Raw genomic sequence first — 24,904 nt, 5'->3', positions numbered from 1 at the left:
TTTCTTAATTAATTCAGGATTTTTTAATGCCAAGTTCATGTAAGGCCTGCATCATTGTAGCCTTTGTCTTAATATCTCCAAAATGAATTCCTAGCTTTACAACAGTTTGAGCAATTTCCGGGCGAATTCCTGTTATGATCACTTCTACACCTGTTAATTGTAATGCTTTTACAACTTGAAATAATTGATTGGCCACCATTGTATCAATAATTGGAACACCAGACACATCTAAAATGAGATTGAATACACCTAATCTAACAGATTCATGTAATGAGATATCCATAATTAATTTTGCACGATGTGTATCTACTGCCCCAACTATAGGAAGCACTACAATACCTTTTACAATAGGAACTACAGGTACAGAGAGTTCCTCAAGTGCTGTATAAGCTACATCCATTAATTTCTGATTATGCTTTTCAAATTCCTCACCAATAATTCCGCAGACTAAATCTAATAACGGATCAATAATTTTAGAAACATCAAGCATCGTAATAGGAGCGAATTCCCTTTTATTTAACTCTTTAGTAAAAGCATCCCAGATAACAGTTCGATATAAATAGATCCCTCTTAATGTGCTGCTTAAAGAAATATTATCCCTTATCGCAATTTGTGCAGCCTCTCTTCCCCAACAGATCACCTTTTCTCTTATCTCATCAAGGTTACCATAAAGAGCCTCACCAAAATAACGAATGAGAGTGGCTCTATACTTGATACGTTCTGCTATTGGCATCTTCGATAATTCAATCTGCTTCATAAGAACGGTATCTTTTTGAAAAACTACTTTTTTTGCAAGTTCTAAGTCATTCTCAACAATTTTTTGCCCTATGTACTTTAATTCTTCCTTCATGACTTTAGATCTCCTTAAAACTTAGTTTTTTCGAACATATCTATAATGAATGTCATACTTTTAAATACAGAGTATATGATTAAATCCCTTACAAAAGAAGAGAAAAAAATAAAGCTTCATTCCCAACCAAGAAGCTTTATTTTCGTTATTAGCTGTTGTTTGTTTATAAGAGTCGTTTAATGCGTATCACTCTGTAGTTTGTTCATCCTCATGCTCAGCCTCTAATGCTGATTCGATTTCCACCTGTAATTCTGCTTCACTTTTTACTTCCTGCTGCTCTTCTTCCACTTCGCTAAATACCTGTGACCAATCATTTTCTGGATCAAACATACCTTCTTCGAGTTCATAATCATTTAATTCACTATTTAACTCATATAAAATCCTATAAACATGGTATATATTTTTCTGACTTTCAGATTGACTATATGCCTGATTTATTCGAATTAATACTTGCAGCAAATCTTGAGCAACAGAATTACTGGAATCTAATTGTTCAGGTAATAGTTCATCAATTTCTGAAACTCGTTCTTGTAGTTCATTCTTAACACTCTCTGTGACCCAATCTTCCGGATACTGATCTTGAGGGCCATTTTGTCTGGACTGAACAAAAAACTGACCATTAACAATGGATTGAAAATAAGAAAATTGATTTTCAACTAATTCTCCAGCCTTTTGATCAAATTCACTATTTTCTTCAGTTTCTTCTGTATCAGTTGATTTTTCATCCTTAACTGAACTGCTTGAAAAAGAACCATTGACACGATCATTTCTATTAGATTCAATATAATTTAAAAGGAAAATACTTATTCCAATAATGAAAATACCAATTAAAATATATAACCTTTTCTTATTCAATTTAAACTTCCTTTCTATGACTCTTCGTATATCGTAATATATTTATAGGGAAAATAATACATAATTTTGTAGCAGTCTAATATTTTCCAATAATACAATAAACCTATATGTATAATACATCATGTCCATAATAGTTCTCCATAGCTTTTAAATGACCTTCCCCAAGATTGTAGATTTCCTTTAACTTCATGAAAAAAGGCCCCAACATTTCTGCTGAAGCCTTAACGATATCTTTAAATACCTTTTTTATTTCGGCAAAAAGGCCAACTCCTATTCGAGTTAGCCCCACTATTACCCTTTTACTGAACCTGCTGCAATTCCTTCAACAATTCGATCACTTAAAATGAAATAAGCAATTAATACTGGGATAATACTAATCATTAATGTTGCACCAATTGCTCCCCAATCTGTTAAATATTGCCCAACAAAGTTGTTTACCCCAACTGTAATGGTTTTCCATTTATCAGAGCTTAAGAAGGTATTTACGAATACAAATTCGTTCCAGTTGTAAATCATGTTAATAATGACAGTTGTTGAAAGAACAGGCACCGTCATTGGAAGTGTGATTTGGAAGAAGATTCTATGAATAGAGCATCCATCCATAACAGCTGCTTCTTCAATCTCCCTTGGAATTGATCTATAAAAACCTGTTAAGATCATGATTGTAATTGGTAAATTAAACGCTACATACGACAAAATAATTGCAATTGGATTATCAATTAGATTAACTGATTTAAAGATATTAAATAATGGAATTAATGTTGAATGTAGCGGAATCATATATCCCGCCATAAACAAACCAAGCACTAATCCACTTAGTTTCCAATACATTCTTGTAATAGCAAATGTTACAAAACTAGCAAGAATAACTGTGATAATAACGGCTAATATTGTGTATAGTACACTATTAAAAAAGTAGACATCGATATTACCTGTTGTCCAAGCCTTAACATAGTTTCCCCATTGTGGATCTTGTGGTAGTGCAAAAGGGGACATGCCAAATACCTCTTGATTGGTTTTTAGTGAAAACATAAATAACCAGACTAACGGATACACTTGGACTATTGCAATGATCCCTAGAATTAAGTAAAGAACTCCATATCCAATTCTTCTTCCAAGTGATTTATTTGTTTTATAATTAGCAGATAGGGTCGTATTTTTTTGTGTTTCATTTAAAACATTTGACATTGTTGTTACTCCCCTTTCCTAGTATATATCTTCTTTTGAAGAAAGTAATTTTTGAATCAACCATGTCATCACAAGACAGATAATTAATAATCCAAATCCAATTGCACTTCCGTAACCAAAGTTATATTTACTAAATGCTTCCTTATACATATAAGATGCCATAACCTCACTGGCACCGTTTGGTCCACCGCCAGTTAAAACAAAGATTAAATCAAAGTATTTTAAAGAACCAACGATTGCTAAAATGACCATTACCTTAATAACACCTGAAATTAAAGGCACCTTGATTTTATAAGCAATTTGAATTGGTGTAGCTCCATCAATTTTAGCCGCTTCTATAAGTTCTTCTGGTACGTTTTTCAATGCTGCATAGAAGATAATGATATAAAACCCAGCATATTGCCAAACTATTGGAATAAAGAGTGCATATAAAACAATGTTCGCATCCGCTAACCAAACTGGTGGATTATCTACACCTAGCATGACTAATAATCTGTTAATCATTCCATTTGTTGGATCAAACATTTTTGCCCATAATTGACCAATTGCAACAGAAGATAATAACATTGGAATAAGGTAGATCTTTCTTAAAAAGTTAGCTCCTTTAATTTTACTTGCTAAAATAAGCGATAAAATTAAATACCCAACAAGACTAATAGTCGAGAAGATTCCTAGTAAAATAGAATGCCATGTACTTTGCCAGAACATTTTATCTTTTACTAATTCAATATAGTTTTCTAAACCAATAAAAGTCATATCACCTATGCCGTTCCAGTCCATAAGACCATAATAGCCAGTTAAAACAATTGGGATATAAATTAATAGAAGAATAAGCAGCAAAGCAGGAAGTACATAAAGGCTGATTACTAGTTTGTTCGACATTACATTTTTCATTTCTTATACTCCCTTCTTAATCAAATGTAGACTAAGTATTTTCAATAGGTTCGAGGGTTTGTAAAGATACTTTCAAAACAGTAGAGGGCAATTCACATGCCCTCTACTTCAATTCAATGATTCGTATTATTTTTGCTCTTTTGCAAGCTCATCTGCATGTTGTTTAACAAATTCTTCCGGAGTTACTTGTTTTCCAAATAGAGCAGTTACTAAATCATGGTGTAGTTCAGATACAGCTGGGCTTGATTGAGTATCAAAATAAGTTGTAACATTTGATGCTTCACTTAAATCTTTTAAGATGTCAATATACATTGGAGCAAGATCTAAACTAGATGTATCAACTTTTGTTGCAGGAATAACACCAGCATCTGTTACAGCTTTTTCTCCCCATTTTTCAACTAAGAATGCAGTGAAATCTTTAGCTTCTTCTTGAACCTTTGAATCTTTCGCTACGAATAATCCAACACCAGGACCACCTACATAGCTATTAATCTCAGTTCCTTTACCACCTTCATAAGTTGGGAACTTAAAGTAACCGATTTTATCCTTAAACTCTTGTGTGACATCTGGACTAGTTGTATAGTTTGGTAATTCCCAAGTAGCTGTTAAGAACATTGCTGCTTGTTCGTTCATGAAATAACCTTTTGCATCATCATTTGATAACGCACTAGCACCTTTTACGAATCCACCCATATCTACAAGATTTTGAATTTCTTCTGCTGCTTTAACAATTGAAGGATCATCAAATTTCGCTTTTCCATCAATAACATCAGTTAAGATTGTAGAACCACCAATGCGGTCTGCCATGTACATAAACCAGAATGATGCTGGCCAACCATCTTTTGCACCTACAGTAGCAGGAGTAACTCCATTATCAGCTAATGTTTTTACAACATTCTTGTATTCTTCGAAAGTTTTTGGAACTTCTAGGTTGTACTTTTCAAAGATTTCCTTGTTATAGAAAACATATGAAATATTTAATTCTAAAGGAAGACCATAAGTTTTTCCGTCAACTGCGTATGATTCCTTTACACCTGGGATAAAAGCATCTTTAAGATTGCTGCTTTCAACGATATCGTCTAGTGGAGCTAACATATCACCTTCAACATAAGGTTGAATGAATCCATCAGACCAAGTCATACCGATATCTGGTAACTCATTTGATGAAGCAAGAACTTTAAGCTTTTCTCTGTATTGATCAGGGTTTAAAATTTCTGTTTCAATTTTAACGTCATGTTCACTTTCATATTCAGTAATAATATCTTTTACAATTGAAAACTGAGCATTTGAACTTCCTTCAGGCCATAAATGCATAAATTTAATTACTTTCTTTTCATCTGCACTACCACTACCACCTTCTTCTGAAGAACTTGAGGAAGAACAACCTGCAAGTGCTAAAGAAACAAGCATAAGAACAGACATAACAACTGCAACCGCTTTCTTTTTAAACAAACTAATTACCCCCTATGACTTTAGTTTTATTTAACTTACATTTATAGTGTACAGTCAGATCATTCTGAAAAATAGGTCACAACGATTAGGAAAAATACCACTATTTTTAGAAAGCCCTTTCATTGTTGTTTTTTCGGTATGCACTGGGTGTCATACCTTCTATTTCCTTGAATATCTTAATAAAGTATTTTGGGGTTTTATAACCAGATTCTTCCGCAATATCATAGATAGGTAAATGGGTAGAAATCAACAGTTCCTTTGCTCGTTGAATTCTTCTTCTCGTGACATATTCACTAAATGTGAGCTTAACATGCTCTTTAAACAAAACACTCAAATAGCTTGGATTTAAATGAACATGATCCGCTACTTCCTTTTGAGATAATTCATTTTTCAAGTTTTGATTGATATACTCAATTGCCTCCCTGATTGCTTCAGGATTTGTTGAGTTTTGAGTATCTGCAGTAACAAGCTTTTTATCCACTACCTTTTCAATCATTCCTGCTCGCTCCTGCTTATCAACTGTCTGTACAGCATCCTCAACAGCCTCAATTAAAGCTTTTTTACTAATTGGTTTTAGCAGATAATTAATAACCCCTAAACGAAGAGCTTCCTGGGCATATTTAAATTCAGAATACGCTGAAATCACAATGATAACAGGATGGATATCCTGTTCTTTTGCGATTTTAAGTAATTCTAAGCCCGTTATCTCTGGCATTTGGATATCGGTAATAAGAATATGAACCCGTTGATTTGTCATAATCCCAATTGCCTCTTCCCCGTTAGAAGCTGTTAACACATCATAGTTTCCATTTGCCCAAGCATTTAAATTTTTCTGTAGCCCAAGACGTGTTCTAGGTTCGTCATCCACAATTAGAATTGTCTTTAAATGAATCATCGTACTTCCTCCCCGCTAACAGGTATGATAAATGAAACCCTTGTCCCACTATCTTCCTCACTCGTTATGGTAAGTCCACTTTTTAAACGATCTTGATAATATAATTCAAGACGCTTGTGTACATTGGAAATAGCAATTCCAGTCCCCTTTTTAATTGAAGAAACCCCTCCTGATTGCATGGTACGTCTAATGACAGCCAGGTTTTCTTCGTTTATTCCCGGCCCATCATCTTCTACAAGTATTTGAAGATATTCTTTGTCCTCCATTGACTTTACAGAAATCGATATCGTACATGGATCTACCTTATTTCCAGCTCCATGTAAAACAGCATTTTCAACTAAGGGTTGAATTAATAGCTTTGGTATTTTCACCTGCTCAAGCTCTTTTGGGATTGTCATAATCCAATTTACATGGTCTCCAAAGCGCATCTTCATAATCTCCATGTAGTTTTCAATATGCTGAAGTTCTTCTTTCATTGTTACCCAATCTCCGTCTGTTTGTTTTGTAATGGTATATCGAAACAATTCAGACATAGCAACAACAAACTCAGCCAAATCTTCCTGTTCTTTATCCTCAAGCTCCCACTTCAGAGCATCCAAGGTATTGAAAAGGAAATGTGGATTTATTTGGGCTTGTAATGCCTTTAATTCACTTCGACTTCGGGTAATTTCTTTTTGATAAACCATTTTTATAAGATGATTTGTTTCTTTAACGAGTTGATTATACGTACTATTTAGTTCATTAATTTCATTTACGGTCGTTACACTAGGATTCATCGTCAAAGACCCTGAGCTTGCCTGCTGCATCGTTTTTGTTAGTTTAATAATAGGACTTGTAATAAACGTTGATAGAAATAAGGAGCTTATAAAAAAGATAATAAATCCAATAACCCCAGAAATGATAATACCTGTGCGCAACACACTAATACCCTCAGTTAAAGCTTTAATAGGTGTTAAAATAACTAGTGTCCAGCCAGTTTCATTAGATGTCTGCTTTGTTACCATATATTCCTGGTTTTCTAAAGTGATCGTTGGATCATTATTCTTTATAATTGGATCAATAGAATGTTGGTAGTTTGAAAGAATAGGCTTTAAGGCTTGATCTAATAGAATTGAATATTGATTGGATTGATTTGACTTATCTTGATTAGCAAATTCAAAATAATCCCGATAAATACTAATAAGTAAATAACCACCATTTGCATAGTCTTTTCCCATAAGATTCACTCTTCTTAGGGCGAGAATATTATCAGAATTACTTGGGTCATCACCTATCCATACTAATCCCCCATTAGCATCATTTGCTTGATTTATCCACCTTGCATCGATTCTAGAAAATAAAGTTGCATTATCTTTTGGTATTGGTAATAAACTTTTTAAATCACTTGTATATAGTTCAAAAGAAAATATCCCATCTGTATTTGCTTGAATCGTGTTAACAATCCCCTCTACTTGCTGCCGCTCAGTAAAAGAAATTTCTTCCCCTTCAAAACTCTTCGTCAAAATCCTCTGTATATTATAATTTGTCATAACAAATTTAGAGGCTGTACTTATCTGTTTATATAAAGATTCTAATCTCCCATTTGCCTCAGATACTGTTTGGTGAATTTGTTTATCAGCATTATTTTTTAATAAAGTAGAAACCTGATTAAATGTTAAGAGACTAACAATCAATAGCACCACAGCCATAACCACTAAAAAGACAACTAATATTTGATTTCGTAACGTATTCCATTTTTTTAACTTTGTGAGCATAATTGATTCGTCCTTTGTTTTAGATCATTTTAATAACTATAACTCATTTTAATGAAAACGTTAACATATACTTAAAATACTAAAATTTTAGATTAGTTTTATTCAATTAACTGAATTACTTATTGTTTTTTCTATACTTTAGTAGGTAAATTTGTTCTGTAACAGTTGCTATGTTCACTATATTACAAAAATGGATACTAGCCGAAATTTTCACCCTGCCTATGAGTGGTTTAATAACTCACTAACCGTAACAAGCTTATACCCCTGAGACGTTAATTCAGAAACAAGTATGCGGACAGCTTCTACCGTTTGTGAGCGATCTCCGTAGCCATCATGAAAAATAAGAATGCTACCATTTTTCACACAATACCTTGTTTTCTCTAAAATAAAGTCTACACCGGGCATCTCCCAATCTTTCGCTTCCATATTTAAAGCTCCAATCATTGGATATCCCATCTGTTTTAAAACAGATAGAGTTTCATAATTGAAATCAAGGTAAGGAGGCCGAAAAATAACAGGCTTATGCCCAACTAATTCCGCTATTAATTTCTCGGTTCGTTCGATCTCTCCAAAGCAATCCTCACGATTTAATTGTGATAATTTAGGATGTGTGTATGTATGGTTTCCTATTTCATGTCCAAGTTCAAAAGCCGTCTTCACAAGCTCTGGGCACTTCTCTATTTGCCCACCAATCATAAAGAAGGTTGCTTTCCCATCTACTTCTGAAAAAATATCTAGTACTTGTGGAGTAAAGAATGGGTTTGGTCCATCGTCAAATGTAATAGCTATTAGCTTTTCCGATGTGGACACCTCGTTAATCATTAATTTTTCAGCCAATTACGTCCCCTCCTTCATATTTGTAAGCTATAAATGCAACTACTATGGTCGATTCCAGTCAAAATCTATTGCTTTTAAAAATGCACGGGTAAGAACCATATGACCTGCAGCAGAAGGATGAACTCGGTCCCAAGCTAGTGCTGCTGGATAAAGTTCTTTTAATACAACCTGAAAAGCTTCCTGGGTATTAACGTATAGACAGTTTGTTTCCTCAGCAATTGTCTTTACAACAAGACCATATTGATCCATCATGTGCCTCATTTGATCTTGCTCATTATTTTCTATATAAAAAGGTGTCATAAGGACAATGTCCTTTATGTGAGCCTTGGTTTCAGTTACAAGCCTCCTAAGCGTATCTCTATATTCATCAAGATACACATGACCTTCCTTAATAAAAGGTGTATCAAACTGACGCCATACATCATTAATCCCAATCATGATAACTAACCAATCAGGCTTTTGTTCAAGTACATCCTCCTGCCATCTGTTTTTCAGATCTCTTACTGTATTTCCGCTAATTCCTTTGTTAACGACTCGAATACCCAACTCAGGATAAACAGCCTGAAGTAGCCCATCAATATACGATACATAGCCTTTGCCAAGGGCATTAAACAATCCCTCCCCTTCAGGCTTCACACGTTCACAATCTGTTATGGAATCGCCAATAAATAGAAGTTTTTGATTTTGCTTAAGTTTCAATGTTTACCCTCCTTATATTTTTCATGAATGTAAAATAAGAAAAGCCTTCAAGTGAAAACTTGAGTGGCTTTTCATCTATTATTCTTTAGGAAACCATATTTTGTAATGACCACTTGAGGCTAATATCCTAAAAGAAGAAAGTTATCGTGACTGTTTCTTCAATAGTACAAACCGGTGTATTTGATCACTTTCTAAACTCTCTTAACTGCTCATTCATTTCCTTAGTTTGAGTATAGACTTGTTGATACACTTTAAATAATTTCTGATAGACTTCTACATTTTCAGGAATAGGCTCATATGTTTTTGATGGTTGAATAAACTCTTCAGCACATTCTTTCAAAGAAGAATACCAACCACAACCATATGCTGCAAGCATGGCTGCTCCCATCCCTGGGCCTTGTTCACTTGTTAATTTTTCAATTTTCGAATTGAAAATATCAGCCTGCATTTGTAGCCATGTATCATTTTTCGCTCCACCACCGATGGAAATGATCGAATCAATATTTTTTCCACTGTTTCTAAAAATTTCAATAGATTCATTTAATGAAAATGTGATACCCTCAAGCACAGCACGAACAAAATGTTTACGTTCATGAGCAGCATCGGCTCCAATAAAGCTCCCACGAATCGTTGAGTCAGCATGAGGAGTTCTTTCACCAACGATATATGGAGTAAACAACAAGCCATTGCTTCCTGCTGGTACTTCATCAATTCCTTCTAAAAATTGTTCAAATGCTTCATTCTTTGCGAATGTATCTTTAAACCAGCTTAAACTATACCCCGCTGCAAGGGTTACTCCCATTGTATAATAGGCGTTTTCCTCACCATGATTAAAGTAATGAACCTTACCTTCAAAATCCAAATCATTTCTCTCTTCGTAAGAAAGCACTACACCAGATGTTCCGATGCTACACAAAGTTTTTCCTTCTGATAAAATCCCAGAGCCAATTGCGCCACATGCATTATCTGCACCGCCAGCAAAAACCTTTGTTGTATCAGCTAGTCCTGTTTGTTGTGCATATTCTGCTGTTACAGTACCAACAAGAGCATGAGATTCCACTAACGGAGGACAGAAGTCTGAAGGAAGATTGAATTTATCTACTATTTCGTTACTCCATCTGCGTTCTGCTACATTTAACAATAACGTCCCTGCAGCATCAGAGTATTCCATATGTAAAGCCCCTGTCATACGGAAACGTAGATAATCTTTCGGTAACAAAAATACACTAGAACGTTCAAAATTCTCTGGCTCTTTCTCTTTTACCCAAAGAATCTTCGGTAAAGTAAAGCCCTCTAATGCAGGGTTTTTTGTTACTTCTAATAAACGTTCTGTCCCAACAGCTTCATAAATCTCTTGGCATTGTTTCGTTGTTCGTGTATCGTTCCATAAAATAGCATTACGAACCACTTGATTTTCACTATCAAGTAAAACAAGACCATGCATTTGCCCTGAAAAGCTGATTCCCTCGATATCCTTTACATCCCCATCAAATTGATTGATCAGTTCAGCTAAACCAGCTCTTGTTTTATCCACCCATTCCTCTGGATCTTGTTCACTGTAACCCGATTTTTCAATAATAAGTGGATATGACTTTGATACCTCTTGGCAAACGTCGCCATTCTGATTTACTAGTAAGATTTTAACTGCACTTGTTCCAAGATCAACACCAATAACGTATTTCATCTAGTATCATCCTTTTCTATAAAAATGAGGATGGCTCATAAGTACCTGACCACCCACATAAAAGACTATATATTAAGCCTTTTATGTGTTTGTAGGGTCTTATACTGTTAGTGAGACATCCTCATTTTTTCATCATTAAATTACTTATTAAACAGTTACTCCAGAAAGAGTTTCAAGAATATATTGATTTACTAATGCTTTAAGACGCTCTGTTCTACCAGATGTGTTCTTAATGTCTGTTAATTGAAGAGCATATTTTTCTAACTCATGGAAGTTTGTTTTTCCTTCAACAATATCTAATCCGATTCCTTTAGTGAAGCTGCTATAACGTTCTTCAACAAAGCTATCAAGTACTTTGTCTTCGATTAATTTGTTTGCAACTTTTAATCCGATTGCAAATGCATCCATACCTGCAATGTGAGCGTGGAATAGATCTTCAGCTTCGAATGATCCACGTCTTACCTTCGCATCGAAGTTTAATCCACCTTTACCTAGGCCACCATTTTTCAGGATTTCATACATAGCTAATGTGTTTGTATATAGATCAGTTGGGAATTCATCAGTATCCCATCCAAGAAGTGTATCACCTTGGTTTGCATCAACTGAACCAAGCATACCGTTAATACGAGCTGTTCTTAATTCATGCTCAAATGTATGTCCAGCTAATGTAGCATGGTTAGCTTCAATATTAAATTTGAAATGATCTGTTAAATCATATTTCTGTAAGAATGCTAATCCAGTCGCAACATCAAAATCATACTGATGTTTTGTTGGCTCTTTTGGTTTTGGTTCAATTAAGAAAGGAACTTCTAAACCAATTTCTTTTGCATAGTCTACTGCCATGTGGAAGAAGCGTGCTAAGTTATCTTGCTCAAGCTTCATATTTGTATTTAGTAGTGTTTCATATCCTTCACGGCCACCCCAGAATACATAGTTTTCTGCACCAAGCTCTTTCGCAACTTCTAGACCTTTTTTAACTTTTGCTGCAGAGTAAGCAAACACATCTGCATTTGGAGAAGTTGCTGCACCATGTACGTATCTTGCATTCGTGAACATGTTAGCTGTATTCCAAAGCAATTTGGCTTTACTTGTTTTCATATAATCTTTAATCATTGCAACGATAACATCTTGGTTTTCATTTGTTTCCTTTAACGTACTACCTTCTGGAGCAATATCAACATCATGAAAAGCAAAGAATGGAACATCTAATTTTTCAAAAAGCTCGAAAGCTGCTTCAACACGTGCTTTCGCTAAATCCAAACCTGTTAAATGATTCCAAGGGCGAATTGCTGTACCTACACCAAATGGATCAGATCCATCTGCAGTAAATGTATGCCAGTATGCAACTGAGAAACGAAGGATTTCCTCCATTGTTTTACCGTTAATTTTTTCTTCAGGATTATAATACTTAAATGCAAAAGGATTTGTAGATCTTGCACCTTCATATTGAATTTTGTTAACTGTTTCGAAATAAGCCATTGGGTTATTCCTCCTAGTAGTTGGTTTAGTAATAGGTTACAAGCACATATGTAAATGCTTACAATAGATTTTTTATCATCTATTAATCTGTAACCTTTCTTTAATCAGATTATATCACCCTAAACTTAGTTTGTCTATTCGATAAACTAAGATATTAGTAAAAAAATTTTATTTCTTAGTAAAACCATGTACCGGTCCCTCTTTTAGAATAAAAAGAGACCCGGCACAAATCTATTAAACTTCTTGAGTATTTGACACTAGTTCAGCCGTTTTTTTGGATTCTTCAAGCCATAAGATACTAGTGACTCCACGTGGATAGTACTTACTGCCAGCAATTTCACCGGAGATAATTTGATCACTCCAGCTCCAAACTGATAATGTTGGGTGTGTTAGCCATGCTACATGAGCTGCGTCTGCCTTCGCCCCTGATTCATCCCATTCCCAACCAAGAATCTCACGAGTAATAAACTGAGATAGATAAATTTTACTTAGCCAAGAATTGTTGCTAGTAGACGAGATTTTCCATCCTCCGTCTTCAAACAAGCAAACTCCCTCTGTTAATACTGTTTTCAGATGAGTTTGTAACGCTTGAATATATGCTCCAAATCGTCCATTAGGATCCAGTGCATCATGGTTATTTGTGTAATATGGGAAAATTAACCCTTCAATAGCAGGAATGATTTTAGAATCATTACCTTCTTTTATTACAGCTGGAATATATCCATTAGGTGTAACCTGAGAAACAATCGTAGCTGCACATTTTTCGGCTTGACCACCAGCTTCTTTTGAGAGTTCTGTTAGATCATTTTCTCTAAACAGTTTCTCAAGTGCTACATAAGATGCCCATGTTTTCCCTGCTAGATAAATATTATTTCTAGCCTGACCAAGTGAAACATCCAAACTATCATAAGTAGTAATCTCTGCTCCTCCCATAACACGTGTGGAATCTAATCCCATTATTCCATCTCGTTTATCAGCTTCAGGATGATCACGATTCAACATACTTTCAAAGCAGCGAACGAAAATATCTAAATGATCCTCTAACCACTTTTTGTCTCCTGTTTGCTCCACATAAACTGATGCACAAAGAACCCAGTTAACCAGTTGTTCATATGTCATGTGAGAAAAACATCCATCTAATCCATATAACTCATAGGAAGAATAATGTGGTCTTGAAATTGTATTGGCTACTCCCATGTCATGGGTAAAACTGATTCCGCCTGGATATTCAGTTGCAACACCTGGAAAACGAACTTTATCTTCATAACTGAAGCGTTTGATAAACATATCTAACTCATTTTTAACTGTCCAAGGATTCATTTTCAATTCAAAAAAGATTTGGTCAACCGTTAAGTCAAAGGTATTCATCATTCGATATTCGCCCTCGTTCACAACCCAGAATGCTTCACCGTCAGCATCCAATAATTGAGTTGAGCCATAATAGCTTCGAATGGAGTGAATCATCATGAATTTTTGGTCTTCCGATAATTCTGTATTACTTACCAATCTATTAGCCTCTTTTGCGCGGCTTGCAAATTCATCAAAGTTCTCTAAGGCAAAAGCTGCTACAGATTCGATATTCGAAAAATATCGTGTGTAGTAGTAAGAAGCATCCATCCCAGCTGTTACATAACCTGAACGATGAAAGCAAATGGCAAATTTATACGTTCTTTTTTGACCAGCAGGAACATCCATGACTAGTGCACCAACAGGTCCTAAACCAAAAGTCCAGTTCTCTTTAAATGGAGTTGTTAAAATATTTTCTATACTAAAGTGAAGAGCAGACTTTACCTCTGGGTTATCTGATGTTATTGCTGTTAAACGCCCCTGACCAATCCCCGCAATCCCCTCACATGTATCATCTAATCGACGCATGGAGCTATAGGGGTCACTTCCTTGATACCCAAAGAAAGCTCGGCGACTCTTGGTTCCTTTTGTATTATCGACTGTTAATTCAGCCCATACAGCTGGAATGATAGTCTTCTTCAACTCATCATCTGTTTCAGAAGATGGTTCCGGTACAGTTTGAGCTTGGGTATAGATTGTAAAGGATAAGTCCCCAGCTCTCCAAGTGTCTGTTCCTAATTGAAAGTCACGTTGAATTTCATCTTTTGAATAAGGAATAATGATGCGTGGTTTATCTGGATCTGGATCCATATTTTCAATATCATAGCGCTTACTTTCGTCATCTTCTACTTCAAAAAAAGGAAGCGCCTGATACATCCCTTCCTGATCGATCGTCTCAACGCCTACATAAACATTTTTCTTCGGTGAACGGCCAAGTTCTAAATCCAAACCTCCCCCATTTCCATAGAATCCAAGTGTGAAACTTGAAAAGGCTCCGATAGGTGAATGATGTGCATTAAAAAACATGTTTTTTGGCATTTTGTTCCCCACTCCCAAAATTTAAATAGAGTAAATGCTAGTTACTTTAAACTTATGGCTTATGCGTCATTATTTAAGCGATTTCATTTCTCTGTTTCATAAGCTCCTTCATACTGTGGTTCATTATAACACCGAATTTTAAGTTTGTATATCCAACAAACTAAGTTTAGTGTTAAAATAAATGAAGATCAGATAAGGAGTTTTTAAAAGTGGAAACGATTACATGGAATCAGCATCTTGTGAAAAAAAATAATAAAGCTCTCGTACTACAACTTATTATGCACAGAGAACCCATTTCAAGAGCCGATATTGCCCAAATATCCGGTCTACACAAAGCAACCGTTTCATCTTTAGTGAATGAATTACTAGAAGAAGAACTTATCTACGAATCTGGACCAGGAGAATCCAGTGGTGGACGACGTCCTGTTATTCTACATTTTAATAAAGTTGCAGGTTATGCGATTGGAATTGATATCGGTGCAAATTATGTATTATCTGTATTAACTGACTTAAAAGGCAACATAGTTCTTGAAAAAAATCACGCAGTCACCCTAACTCCTTACCCTACTATTATGAATCTTGTAAAAAGTATGATTCAGTCCCTAATGACTGAAATGCCTCAAAGTCGATATGGTGTTGTAGGCATAGGTGTAGGTGTACCAGGAATTGTTAACAAAGAAGGAACAGTCCTTCTGGCACCTAACTTAGGCTGGAAAAACACTAACTTAAAACTAGACTTAGAAGAGTTATTCGAAGTGCCTGTAATAGTCGAAAATGAAGCCAACGCTGGAGCATTCTGTGAGCAAAAATTCGGAGCAGGAAAAGACTACGAAAATATGGTCTATATAAGTGCAGGTATCGGTATTGGTGTAGGTATCTTTTTAAATAGAGAGCTATATCAAGGTAAAAATGGATTCTCTGGTGAAATGGGCCATATGATTATAGACATGAACGGTAAGCCATGCAACTGCGGCAGCAAAGGTTGTTGGGAAGCATACGCATCAGAACATGCACTACTAGAACAAGCTGGAAGCAGCATCGAAGCAGTCTTAGAACTAGCCAAAAATCATGATCAAACTGCCCAAGGCCTTTTCAAGGAAGTCGGTAAATACCTTGGAATTGGAATTAACAATATCATCAATACCTTCAACCCGGATCAGGTTATTATCGGAAACAGATTAGCTTTAGCTAGAGAATGGATTGAAGAGCCAATCAAGACTACTATTGAAAACCATACACTTACCCATCATCAAAATGAGCTACAATTAGACTTTTCAAAGCTTGAGCAGTACTCTACTGTACTAGGAGTCTCTGCATTTGCAGTTGAAAGCTTTATTAAAGAGGATAGCAAAGTTTTATAGGATAGTAGAATAATCTCCTTGTTTTCTTTAGGAATGGGGAGGTTTTTTATTTGTTGTCGGCGCAAGTGTTTTATGAACTTCACATCGGGAATATTACTAGGAGGGAGATGAAAAAATGAAAGTAAATAATAAGTCTAATTACATCGATATACAAATTGGCCATCATGAAATTATTATTAACGAACGCTATGAATTTTTCTATAACCTTAATGATGTGTTTATCGCCCTATGCTTTCTGGTTGGTAGTGTGCTCTTTCTTTGGGATTCATTTGAAACATATGCTATTTGGATGTTTATCGTGGGCAGTGGACTATTCTTAATTAGACCTATGATTAAATTCATCAAACGATTTCACTTGAAAAAGGTTCATAATAACTGAGTATTAGTTATAAGACTAGATCATTATATCTTGTAATGATCATTAACATATTTGGATGGAATCAGCTATGTTTGGTTATTGTTTTTTGACAATCTTGTTTCCTCTTTAACAGCAAAAAAAAGACAAGACGTTATTCATTGTCTTGTCTTTTACTGTTGTATTAAGTAATGATTGTGTTTTGATACCAGTGGTCGGGGTCGAACCGACACTCCCGAAGGAACACGATTTTGAGTCGTGCGCGTCTGCCAATTCCGCCCTAACCCCGATACTAAAGGTTTTTAGCCATTGATTTCAATGCTTTTTGTGTTGTTGTCCATACGATTATTAAAGTACCCTTAAATATAATATAACATTATTTAATAAATGAATCATGTATTTTTAAAACTATCTCTATACGTTTATGCGGTTAAATCATTGTAAACAATTTTAATATAAAATTAATCTTCATTAATTAAAGCATTTCCATATCTAAACTCTTCAACTAAATGGAAGTTCTCCATACCATCCCACACACTTGTAGGAATGTGCTCTAAAACAATAAATTGAAATTCCTCATTATACATTTTATTTACATGACTAATAAAATCATTTAACAACTTCATCGCAGTGGTGATTTTTCCTTTATCACTTACTTCGACTTTACTCCAATTGTCCTCTTCCTCACCATAATAGGGTCTGCTAGGTTGGTCTAAAATCATAAATTGAGGAATATAAGGAGATTTCTGTATGATACTAGCCTCATGTAACCCTAAAAATAAACACAAATGCATAAATAGATGATTAGAACTACTTCCAACATAAGAAGCATAAATTGAATTTCCTGGTCTTAATGACAATGACTTATCCTTGAAGTTAAATAAAGCTCTATACCCTTCATAATTACCTAATGCACTACCGACCTTATCTAAGTAATTTTGTATCAAAGACTCTAACATACTTTTAAAGGCTTCTCTGTCGATTTTTTCATCCCGCACTAAATTATTTAGTCTCTTTAGCTCTTTTTCCTTCTCCTCAAGTTCTTCACTAAAGTCCTCATTTTCACCCCTTTTCTGATATAATGACAATTTATACTTTAGTTCCCCGAGGAATAAGAGTTTTTCTGTTTCACTACCTAATGAAAGATAATTTTCTTTTTGAGGATATTGTTCAAGTTTATTATTAATATGTGACAGTTTTTGTTCTAGTTCATTTAATTCATCACTGATGTTTAAGTTAAAAGGTTTCTTATTTTTCAACTGTTTTTTTATTGAATTAAACTCATCTTCTAATTGTTCTACCAGTGAGGACGTTTCTGGTAGTAACAATAGTTCACTAAAATTTTCTTTTACATATTGAATTGGCTTTAAGCTATCATAGTTATTTTTTTCAATTTCAAGGTAGGATTTATATTGATTTTCTAGTTTTTTGAAGTTCCTAATTTTCCTTACGATTAAATTTTTCTCTTTAGTTAATTCATCAATTTCAGAAAAAGAATTAGATATATCATACACCTTTTGTTCATTACATAATTCTTGTAAGGTATTAAGGTAGTTTTCAGGTCCGATAAATTTATCATCGATTAAGTTTAATATTCTTGCTTGTTTTATGTCTTTTTTAATGTAAGACTCAAATAAATTTTCTTCTTTCTCGAATAAAGTTTGTTTCTTTTTTATTCTATTGATTTCTTTTTCAATTGAAACTATTTTTTCTTTTAGTAATATATTTTCAATATCTTCAATTTTTAGGGCAATATCAAATATTCTTTCTAAAGCTTCTCTGTATCTAGTAATATTTTGCTTATCAAAATAAACTTCATTATTTGAAATAGTATTTCCAGATTGAGTATTAAATAATAAAAAATATCTAAATGATATCTTGTTTCCAGCCTTTATACTTTTACCACTATATGGTATTACCAATTTGCTACTTATTGAAAATTCTGCTTGAATTATTTCCTTAAGTTCTTCTTCAGACATATTAGTATGCGGCTTTTCTGGTACCTTTCCTGATGAAGAGTAATAATAGTTAGAAGAGCCACGTCTGTTTATTATTTTTTCCCTAGCTATAGTAAAACACTTATCATTAATGAAAAAAGTTAATCCATACCATTCTACATTTTCATTAATTTTCTCTTCAGAAATTGCAGCATTACTTGAAAAAAAGCAATAATCAATAATTGACATAATCTCAGATTTGCCAGTGCCACTAGCACCCGTAATAACATTAACTTTATTTGGTTTAAATTTAATTTCTCTAATCTTATTGTTCTTCAACCATAATGTGACCGCTTCTATATAAAATTTCATAGTTCCACCCTTAATTGAAGATATAAATTTTTAGTATCTTCCATTAGTATTTGAGATAAGTTTTCAGCTCCAAGAATTATTTCTTTCGCTCTGTTTCCAAGACTTTTATTTCCTATTTCGAATACATTATCCTCTTTAAGTAATATTTCCCCATCTTTAATACTAATTAATTTCATTCTATTCAAAAGAATAATTGAGTTTATTGATACAGGAAGAAGAGAGTAGAACCTTTCATTATAATTGGAAAAGTTTGATGGATACTTAATGATAAATTCTTCTAAACTTCTAACTTTTATATTCTTTCTTTTTAATACTTTTAAAGTATTATTATGTGAAAAAAACGGTAAAATCAGCATTGATTTTCCTATACTCATTTTTTTATGGTAATTAAGTACGGACAATATTGAAATAAGACCAATTAATTCGTTATTGTAGATTGTTAGATTTTTATTCATTTTTATACCTCTTACCCCAATCGTATCTCCAACCAATCAAAGGCTTATCTGAAAGTAAATAAAATTGACCATTACTCATCTCTAAATCTAATTGTGTTTCATCAATGTTCAATTTCTTGCTTAAAATCTCATCTAAACATAGGTTTGCTAAATCAATTAATTCATTCTCATCGACATGTGTACCTTTTAATCTTAGTTTTCTTTTTAACTTTGAATAGGTACTATTAAATATAACTTCCCATTCATATATCGATTCTTCATCGAACCTATCTTTCTCTAGGCTCATTATTTCTCCTTCTTGCTTCCACTGTTCTAGGTTATTGAAAGTAAGCAGTTTTGCTATCGTTCTCTTTATAACCTGGTCTTTGTAGTCATCATCTTCTTCGGAGATAACTCCAATATCTTCTAGCTGTTTGATAAATAATTGCTCTTCGGGGTTCCCCTCAATTATAGGCTTATCTCTTCTTACTACCTTTTTATTTGTCTTTCCTAATAAAAAACACCTTGTATATTTCTCATATAAATCATCAAAACTGTATTCAATTCTTCCTCTTTGTTTAATAGTAATATAATTATCCCTTCTTATATTACTATCAAGACTGTTAAAAACATCGTCTATATTATCTTCTGGAACAAATTTTGCTTTAATTCTTAATCTAATTCTTCCAAATAAATCATCTTCATTAAGACTAAAACTAAGCTTTTCCAAGAAAACACTTAGCCATTCATCATTTTGATTTAATAATTCCTTTATATAAAGTAAGACTTTATTTTCTCCCTTTTCATCATCCTTCTTATCCTCTTGTTTTTTTATTCCAGCACTATACTTTTCTTTTAGGTACTCTTTAAACTCTTCAATACTAAAGACACCATCTTTAAACTTTCTATGATTAACTAAGAAATTATTTATTGTATTATCAGCTTTATTAGAAATCAAAATAAAATTAGTCTTTTTTATAAATTCAAGTTGAGAATTTAAATCTTTTCTTTTTTCAGCAGTATCATTTATAACTTTTATCCAGTTATAAATAGTCTTCCATAGGTCAACATCACTTTCTCTAAGGTTTATTATTTCATCCTGTGCATTAGTTTGTATGGAATGTTTTAATTGCATTAAGGTCTGGGTTCCATCTTGGTAGTCTATATGAATGTCATCCTTAATTTCCAATCCAATTGACTCGCCTGATTCTAAGCCCAGAATCAAATAAAGAAAATAGTAATATTGATATTCAAATCCAATAGACTTATCTTCCGCTGCTGTAATATCTTGATGTGACTTAACCTTTGTCATTTACTTATCCCCTTTTAGATTTGTATAAGAATATTGTAGGAGCATAATACAAACAGCAAGCACTATACACTTAATTTTTAAAATTAGCAAACAGTAAAATTATACCATAATCCATCTAAATTCTACAAAAATTTCAATAATTCCAAGAATAACAACATTGGTTCCCTTATTCTTAATTAGATTAGTAATATAGGTTCGTAGAATTTTTGAATAGAATTTATGTATAGATGTACTACCTACTATAATAAAGGTAGGTAATATTTTTAAACCTGTATATTATCCCCCGTTTATTTTCCATTTCTTATTCTTATAACACAATATTCTATTAAATTAAATTCTTAATTTTCTATGGTTGTAAATGTACACCTTTATAAACATGTAAAATTCTTTTAAAACTACCCTAAATTACGTTTGCAAACGTATAAAATTACTATATAAACGTTTATTAAATATAATACACCTTTACAAACGTTGATGCTATAATTTAAGTATCAACTAACGAAGGAGATACTAACATCATGAGTAAAAAAACATTTGGCTACATTCGTGTATCAAGTAAAGACCAAAACATAGACCGTCAGCTAACAGAACTGATTGAATTAGGTGTTAATGAGCGTGATATATTTATTGATAAACAGAGCCGTAAGAACTTTGATAGACCACAATATCAAGCATTAAAAATACAATTACGTGAAGGTGACCTTCTTTATATCAAATCAATAGACCGTTTTGGTAGAAATTCAAAAGAAATAAAAAAAGAGTGGGAATACATCACTCATGAAATAAAAGCGGATATAAAAGTAATTGATATGCCTTTATTAGATACAACACAACATAAAGACACTTTGGGAACGTTTGTAAGTGATTTAGTGTTGCAAGTATTATCATTTATGGCAGAAACAGAGCGTGAAAATATTCGTAAGCGACAAGCCGAAGGAATAGCGGTAGCAAGAGCGAAAGGTAAACAATTAGGTAGACCTACCATGTCACTAGAAACACTCAGTGACCAGCAAGTAGACACGTTAAAAGCGAATTATGATAATTGGAAACAAAAAGAAATTACAGCGGTAGCGTTTATGGATATGTTGGAACTGAAAAAGAACACATTTTATAAAATCATTAAAAAATATGAAGAAATGTTAACTTTTAACGGTAAATAAAATTATTTAATGTTGTTTTCTTCATAGTTACTTTTTGACGGTAATTAAAATAAAATTATGATTTTCTTCATAGTTAAGTTTTGACGGTAATTATAATACTAGCAAACTAGGTATTTTTTTATAAAACCCGCTTTATTTTTCTTATTTTAATTACCGTCATTTCTTAACCATCGTAAAAAAAGTATTGATTACATATTCCTATTCTTGGCTGCCATGTTCAATGCTTGAAATATCACCGTCTGGATAGAATGTTACATTTCTTATCCTAACCTCATTATAAGGTTCATTATAAATATCTTTATAACTATTTGCTGTATAGGTATTCGGTGGATTCCGCTCTCCCACTGGTGCATTTACTATAAAATCTTGGTGGATAACCTCAATGTAATTGTAAGCTTCTAACTTTTTTAAATATCTATCTAATGTTCTCCCTATTATTCCCGTTCTTTTCTCTAAATTTTCTAAGGTAATCTGTATAGAGTGGTTTTCATGACGATTAATGAATTGATATAAATAAAAGCCTACAGTTCCTATATCATCATGCCTCATAGCATGAAGAAACACTCTCATATCAAATGGATGAGTATAAAAAATATCAAAAAATGTACCATCAGAGTCTACCTCTTCACAATCCATTATTATTACTCGCTCAAATGCTTTAACTGGATATTTTATTTTAAATTTAGGTTTCTCAAATTCATTTAAAAATCTAAATTCCATTTCAAATACCTCTTCAAAATCGAACGGTCGACTATCAATGCCAAAATTAAGTGCATTTCCAAAAGCATCAATATAAATTACACTAATTGGAATTTCAGTCACTGTACGAGTGTAGCCAATCGCATCCAACACACCATTTCGTTTCATAATATAATCAATCTCCTTGTTTATAACTGAATAGCCTAATATCTTTTTTAAATTAGGCTGGTTTAAGTAATCAGCCAGTATATTGCCGTATATGCAATACCGATATAAATAAGAGATTAAACAGTAATAACAATAAGCAAGGGCAATGTGCATACCATTTCTTATTTCATTAACATTTAATAAATCATCAAAAATTTCATTTGGAATAAATATTAGATATTTACTCTTTTTAGCTGGTTCTAACTCCTTTAAAATTTCAAATCTATCCATAATGCAACACCCTTAATAACATGATTAAATGCAATCGTTTCGTAGAAATAAAACAGATTATTTTAAATGAGTGTTTTTTAGTCTTTTCTCATTCTTAATAACGAGAATTGTTAATAAAACCAATTTTTGCATTTGGAATAATAACCTGACCATGCACTTTTTCTCGTACTATTATTCCTGTACATAGGTCATATTTTTGGGTTTTAAATTCCAATACACATTTTAAAAATGGATTATCAGATAGCTGAAATTGTTTTGTTTTTTTTCGTAGTCGTACGTAAATTTGTAAACCATTACCTATGATATTAAATTGTTCTGCTTTAATATTTAGCGTATTGATTGGAATGTTGGACTCTGATAGCTTTCTGCCTAGTTGACTAATACTTCTAAAATCATCATGATAGACGAGTATGTTATTTTGGGTTAGTACAACCACACCAGGATTCGAGTTTTTATTAATAAACATAGGCTGACATTCAATATTGTTATGATAGTACCCCTTAGAATGGTCAATTCGACCGATACTTGGTCTATCGTAATCGTTCTTTGTTCTTTCATAGATGGAGGTTTGTTCCCGCCATTTCTTAATAAAGTTGTTGTCATTCTTTAAATCTTCAAACATTCTTTTACGAGTTGACCAACCACAGTCCACATTTTCATATGGTTTTTTCTTATAGTGTGGTTGTCCTCTTTCAAACGCTTTATCGACAGACCTTTCTAGTAGATATAGCGCATAATCGCTATCTTTTTTCTTCTTTATTAACTCTTTTTGGTACAAACTTTTACAGCTCTTGCAGTATTGCTGTAATTTATCTTTAGATTTCTTATCTTTATGAAATTCTCTATTCGATTTCTTAATTTTGCATCGAATACATACCTTCAATTTGAAATCACCTTCTCAACTGTAAAATTTGTACTGAGTCGACAACAGCAATAATATGATTTGTATTTCCCTAACAAAATTATTCAAAAAGATGAATAGTTAGCGTGTACTTTGAACAAATTAAAAAGTTATCAAATAACTAAATATTGCTCAGTTCAATATTTTTCAAAAGATAATTAGCCACATATAAATGAATATCTAATACTCGAACATTGTCCGTTCCAAAATAGAATTTGGTAATAATTTCTACTTACTCGGTTCTTTCTAAAAAAATCTAAATTATCATTAAAAAATCTAAATTATCATTGACGACAATTAAATATTATTGTATGATTAATATAGATTAAAACAAAAGGATGGTGTTTTAAGTTGGATAATTTAGATTCTTTAGTTTTAGAATTGTACTCTCGTATAAAAAATCTCGAAAATAAAGTTGAAATGTTAGAAGTGAGACTTTCTGACAATCAAAGAAGTTTTGAAAACGAGGAAGTAAATGAAATTAATAATGAGGAACAACCAAAAAGGATTACTCGTTCTGTAGCACGTAAACAAGCTATTGATAAGATTGAGAACTTGAATCCGTCTATTAATGTCAAAATCGCCAAGAGAAGTGATTCGGGAGACTTAATTATCCAAAAAAATAAAATTACTTTAGATGCTAAATTTTACTACAGTAAAAGCCATATTAAAGAACATGTTTCATCATGGCATACTGTGAAAGAAGAAGACATTTTTAATGATGATATAGACATACACATTTTTTCTGTTTCTTATGAAGGTGAGTTTCATACCTTTTTGTTTACTGCCCAGGAGTTACAAAATTTCGTAAAGAATAAGGAAAGTGGGAGTGCAGAGCTATACCATTTTTATTTTCACAAACACGGTGACCAAACCACTGAGGTTCGGGATGGCGAGAAAGATGTAAATAAGTTTTATGAAAGATGGAGTGTCGTAGCTGATTTATTATAAATTAAGAAAAGC

At 33.1% G+C, this 24,904-nt stretch carries 21 protein-coding genes; 4 read left to right on the top strand and 17 right to left on the bottom strand.

From position 1 onward, the window contains the following. Nucleotides 1-13: 13 nt before the first annotated feature. The 12 genes from D9842_RS23350 to D9842_RS23290 all read right to left on the bottom strand — a co-directional run bounded on the left by D9842_RS23350 (nt 14) and on the right by D9842_RS23290 (nt 14,972). Complete coding sequence (locus tag D9842_RS23350) at nt 14-850, bottom strand: STAS domain-containing protein (protein ID WP_121664515.1); 837 nt, start codon at nt 848-850, stop codon at nt 14-16. Between the two features lie 186 nt (nt 851-1,036). Continuing rightward, entirely contained in the window at nt 1,037-1,705 is a 669-nt protein-coding gene (locus D9842_RS23345; RefSeq protein ID WP_121664514.1) for a hypothetical protein, read from the bottom strand. Between the two features lie 291 nt (nt 1,706-1,996). Then, nucleotides 1,997-2,893: a carbohydrate ABC transporter permease gene (locus D9842_RS23335; RefSeq protein WP_121664512.1), complete on the bottom strand. Its 897-nt coding sequence runs from the start codon at nt 2,891-2,893 to the stop codon at nt 1,997-1,999. 18 nt (nt 2,894-2,911) lie between these two features. Continuing rightward, on the bottom strand, nt 2,912-3,787 hold the full coding sequence (locus D9842_RS23330) for a carbohydrate ABC transporter permease (RefSeq protein WP_121664511.1): 876 nt from the start codon (nt 3,785-3,787) through the stop codon (nt 2,912-2,914). 126 nt (nt 3,788-3,913) lie between these two features. After that, complete coding sequence (locus D9842_RS23325) at nt 3,914-5,209, bottom strand: extracellular solute-binding protein (protein ID WP_121665168.1); 1,296 nt, start codon at nt 5,207-5,209, stop codon at nt 3,914-3,916. Nucleotides 5,210-5,345: 136 nt separating this feature from the next. After that, nucleotides 5,346-6,131: a response regulator transcription factor gene (locus D9842_RS23320; protein WP_121665167.1), complete on the bottom strand. Its 786-nt coding sequence runs from the start codon at nt 6,129-6,131 to the stop codon at nt 5,346-5,348. Continuing rightward, entirely contained in the window at nt 6,131-7,888 is a 1,758-nt protein-coding gene (locus tag D9842_RS23315; RefSeq protein WP_121664510.1) for a sensor histidine kinase, read from the bottom strand. Before D9842_RS23315 ends, D9842_RS23320 begins: the two co-directional genes overlap by 1 nt. A gap of 219 nt (nt 7,889-8,107) precedes the next feature. Next, the gene (locus D9842_RS23310; RefSeq protein ID WP_121665166.1) at nt 8,108-8,710 is read right to left on the bottom strand and encodes a polysaccharide deacetylase family protein; all 603 of its coding nucleotides are present in this window, start codon (nt 8,708-8,710) and stop codon (nt 8,108-8,110) included. Between the two features lie 57 nt (nt 8,711-8,767). Beyond that, complete coding sequence (locus tag D9842_RS23305; protein WP_121664509.1) at nt 8,768-9,424, bottom strand: SGNH/GDSL hydrolase family protein; 657 nt, start codon at nt 9,422-9,424, stop codon at nt 8,768-8,770. A 184-nt stretch (nt 9,425-9,608) separates the two neighbouring features. Then, entirely contained in the window at nt 9,609-11,108 is a 1,500-nt protein-coding gene (gene xylB, locus D9842_RS23300) for a xylulokinase (protein ID WP_121664508.1), read from the bottom strand. Nucleotides 11,109-11,255: 147 nt separating this feature from the next. Beyond that, nucleotides 11,256-12,587: a xylose isomerase gene (gene xylA / locus D9842_RS23295; RefSeq protein ID WP_121664507.1), complete on the bottom strand. Its 1,332-nt coding sequence runs from the start codon at nt 12,585-12,587 to the stop codon at nt 11,256-11,258. A 234-nt stretch (nt 12,588-12,821) separates the two neighbouring features. Next, entirely contained in the window at nt 12,822-14,972 is a 2,151-nt protein-coding gene (locus tag D9842_RS23290) for a glycoside hydrolase family 52 protein (RefSeq protein WP_121664506.1), read from the bottom strand. A gap of 209 nt (nt 14,973-15,181) precedes the next feature. Here D9842_RS23290 and D9842_RS23285 point away from each other — a divergent pair, with 209 nt between their 5' ends. Next, a complete protein-coding gene (locus tag D9842_RS23285; RefSeq protein ID WP_121664505.1) occupies nt 15,182-16,333 on the top strand; it encodes an ROK family protein in 1,152 nt (383 codons plus the stop codon). A 115-nt stretch (nt 16,334-16,448) separates the two neighbouring features. After that, nucleotides 16,449-16,712, top strand: coding sequence for a YrhK family protein (locus D9842_RS23280; protein WP_121664504.1), 264 nt, complete (start codon nt 16,449-16,451; stop codon nt 16,710-16,712). 437 nt (nt 16,713-17,149) lie between these two features. Here the strand turns inward: D9842_RS23280 and D9842_RS23275 are convergent, their stop codons facing one another. Genes D9842_RS23275 through D9842_RS23265 form a run of 3 tightly spaced genes read right to left on the bottom strand, consistent with a single transcriptional unit; the run spans nt 17,150 to nt 20,743 of the window. Beyond that, nucleotides 17,150-18,997, bottom strand: a complete 1,848-nt coding sequence (locus D9842_RS23275) for a DUF3732 domain-containing protein (RefSeq protein ID WP_121664503.1) — start codon at nt 18,995-18,997, stop codon at nt 17,150-17,152. Beyond that, nucleotides 18,994-19,452, bottom strand: coding sequence for a three component ABC system middle component (locus D9842_RS23270; RefSeq protein ID WP_121664502.1), 459 nt, complete (start codon nt 19,450-19,452; stop codon nt 18,994-18,996). The genes D9842_RS23275 and D9842_RS23270 overlap by 4 nt, the downstream gene beginning before the upstream one ends. After that, nucleotides 19,445-20,743: a hypothetical protein gene (locus D9842_RS23265; protein ID WP_121664501.1), complete on the bottom strand. Its 1,299-nt coding sequence runs from the start codon at nt 20,741-20,743 to the stop codon at nt 19,445-19,447. Before D9842_RS23265 ends, D9842_RS23270 begins: the two co-directional genes overlap by 8 nt. A 518-nt stretch (nt 20,744-21,261) precedes the next feature. Between D9842_RS23265 and D9842_RS23260 the strand changes: the two genes are divergently transcribed. Continuing rightward, a complete protein-coding gene (locus D9842_RS23260; RefSeq protein WP_121664500.1) occupies nt 21,262-21,903 on the top strand; it encodes a recombinase family protein in 642 nt (213 codons plus the stop codon). A 198-nt stretch (nt 21,904-22,101) separates the two neighbouring features. Here the strand turns inward: D9842_RS23260 and D9842_RS23255 are convergent, their stop codons facing one another. Both D9842_RS23255 and D9842_RS23250 read right to left on the bottom strand, forming a co-directional pair. Next, nucleotides 22,102-23,040 carry a hypothetical protein gene (locus tag D9842_RS23255; RefSeq protein ID WP_121664499.1) on the bottom strand — a complete coding sequence of 313 codons (939 nt, stop codon included), beginning with the start codon at nt 23,038-23,040 and terminating at the stop codon, nt 22,102-22,104. A 94-nt stretch (nt 23,041-23,134) separates the two neighbouring features. After that, the gene (locus tag D9842_RS23250; protein ID WP_162987536.1) at nt 23,135-23,818 is read right to left on the bottom strand and encodes a hypothetical protein; all 684 of its coding nucleotides are present in this window, start codon (nt 23,816-23,818) and stop codon (nt 23,135-23,137) included. Nucleotides 23,819-24,292: 474 nt separating this feature from the next. Here D9842_RS23250 and D9842_RS23245 point away from each other — a divergent pair, with 474 nt between their 5' ends. Beyond that, the gene (locus D9842_RS23245) at nt 24,293-24,892 is read left to right on the top strand and encodes a hypothetical protein (RefSeq protein ID WP_121664497.1); all 600 of its coding nucleotides are present in this window, start codon (nt 24,293-24,295) and stop codon (nt 24,890-24,892) included. Nucleotides 24,893-24,904 lie beyond the last annotated feature (12 nt).

Source organism: Metabacillus litoralis (assembly GCF_003667825.1).
Lineage (GTDB): Bacteria > Bacillota > Bacilli > Bacillales > Bacillaceae > Metabacillus > Metabacillus litoralis_B.
Note: the sequence above shows the minus strand (reverse complement) of the source record. Positions and strands in the feature narration are given on the sequence as shown.

Bases quoted from the DNA above. Each gene is read 5' to 3' on its own strand.
- D9842_RS23350 (WP_121664515.1), bottom strand. From the start codon at position 850: ATGAAGGAAGAATTAAAGTACATAGGGCAAAAAATTGTTGAGAATGAC.
- D9842_RS23335 (WP_121664512.1), bottom strand. From the start codon at position 2,893: ATGTCAAATGTTTTAAATGAAACACAAAAAAATACGACCCTATCTGCT.
- D9842_RS23330 (WP_121664511.1), bottom strand. From the start codon at position 3,787: ATGAAAAATGTAATGTCGAACAAACTAGTAATCAGCCTTTATGTACTT.
- D9842_RS23325 (WP_121665168.1), bottom strand. From the start codon at position 5,209: ATGTCTGTTCTTATGCTTGTTTCTTTAGCACTTGCAGGTTGTTCTTCC.
- D9842_RS23315 (WP_121664510.1), bottom strand. From the start codon at position 7,888: ATGCTCACAAAGTTAAAAAAATGGAATACGTTACGAAATCAAATATTA.
- D9842_RS23310 (WP_121665166.1), bottom strand. From the start codon at position 8,710: ATGATTAACGAGGTGTCCACATCGGAAAAGCTAATAGCTATTACATTT.
- xylB (WP_121664508.1), bottom strand. From the start codon at position 11,108: ATGAAATACGTTATTGGTGTTGATCTTGGAACAAGTGCAGTTAAAATC.
- xylA (WP_121664507.1), bottom strand. From the start codon at position 12,587: ATGGCTTATTTCGAAACAGTTAACAAAATTCAATATGAAGGTGCAAGA.
- D9842_RS23290 (WP_121664506.1), bottom strand. From the start codon at position 14,972: ATGCCAAAAAACATGTTTTTTAATGCACATCATTCACCTATCGGAGCC.
- D9842_RS23280 (WP_121664504.1), top strand. From the start codon at position 16,449: ATGAAAGTAAATAATAAGTCTAATTACATCGATATACAAATTGGCCAT.
- D9842_RS23275 (WP_121664503.1), bottom strand. From the start codon at position 18,997: ATGAAATTTTATATAGAAGCGGTCACATTATGGTTGAAGAACAATAAG.
- D9842_RS23270 (WP_121664502.1), bottom strand. From the start codon at position 19,452: ATGAATAAAAATCTAACAATCTACAATAACGAATTAATTGGTCTTATT.
- D9842_RS23265 (WP_121664501.1), bottom strand. From the start codon at position 20,743: ATGACAAAGGTTAAGTCACATCAAGATATTACAGCAGCGGAAGATAAG.
- D9842_RS23260 (WP_121664500.1), top strand. From the start codon at position 21,262: ATGAGTAAAAAAACATTTGGCTACATTCGTGTATCAAGTAAAGACCAA.
- D9842_RS23255 (WP_121664499.1), bottom strand. From the start codon at position 23,040: ATGGATAGATTTGAAATTTTAAAGGAGTTAGAACCAGCTAAAAAGAGT.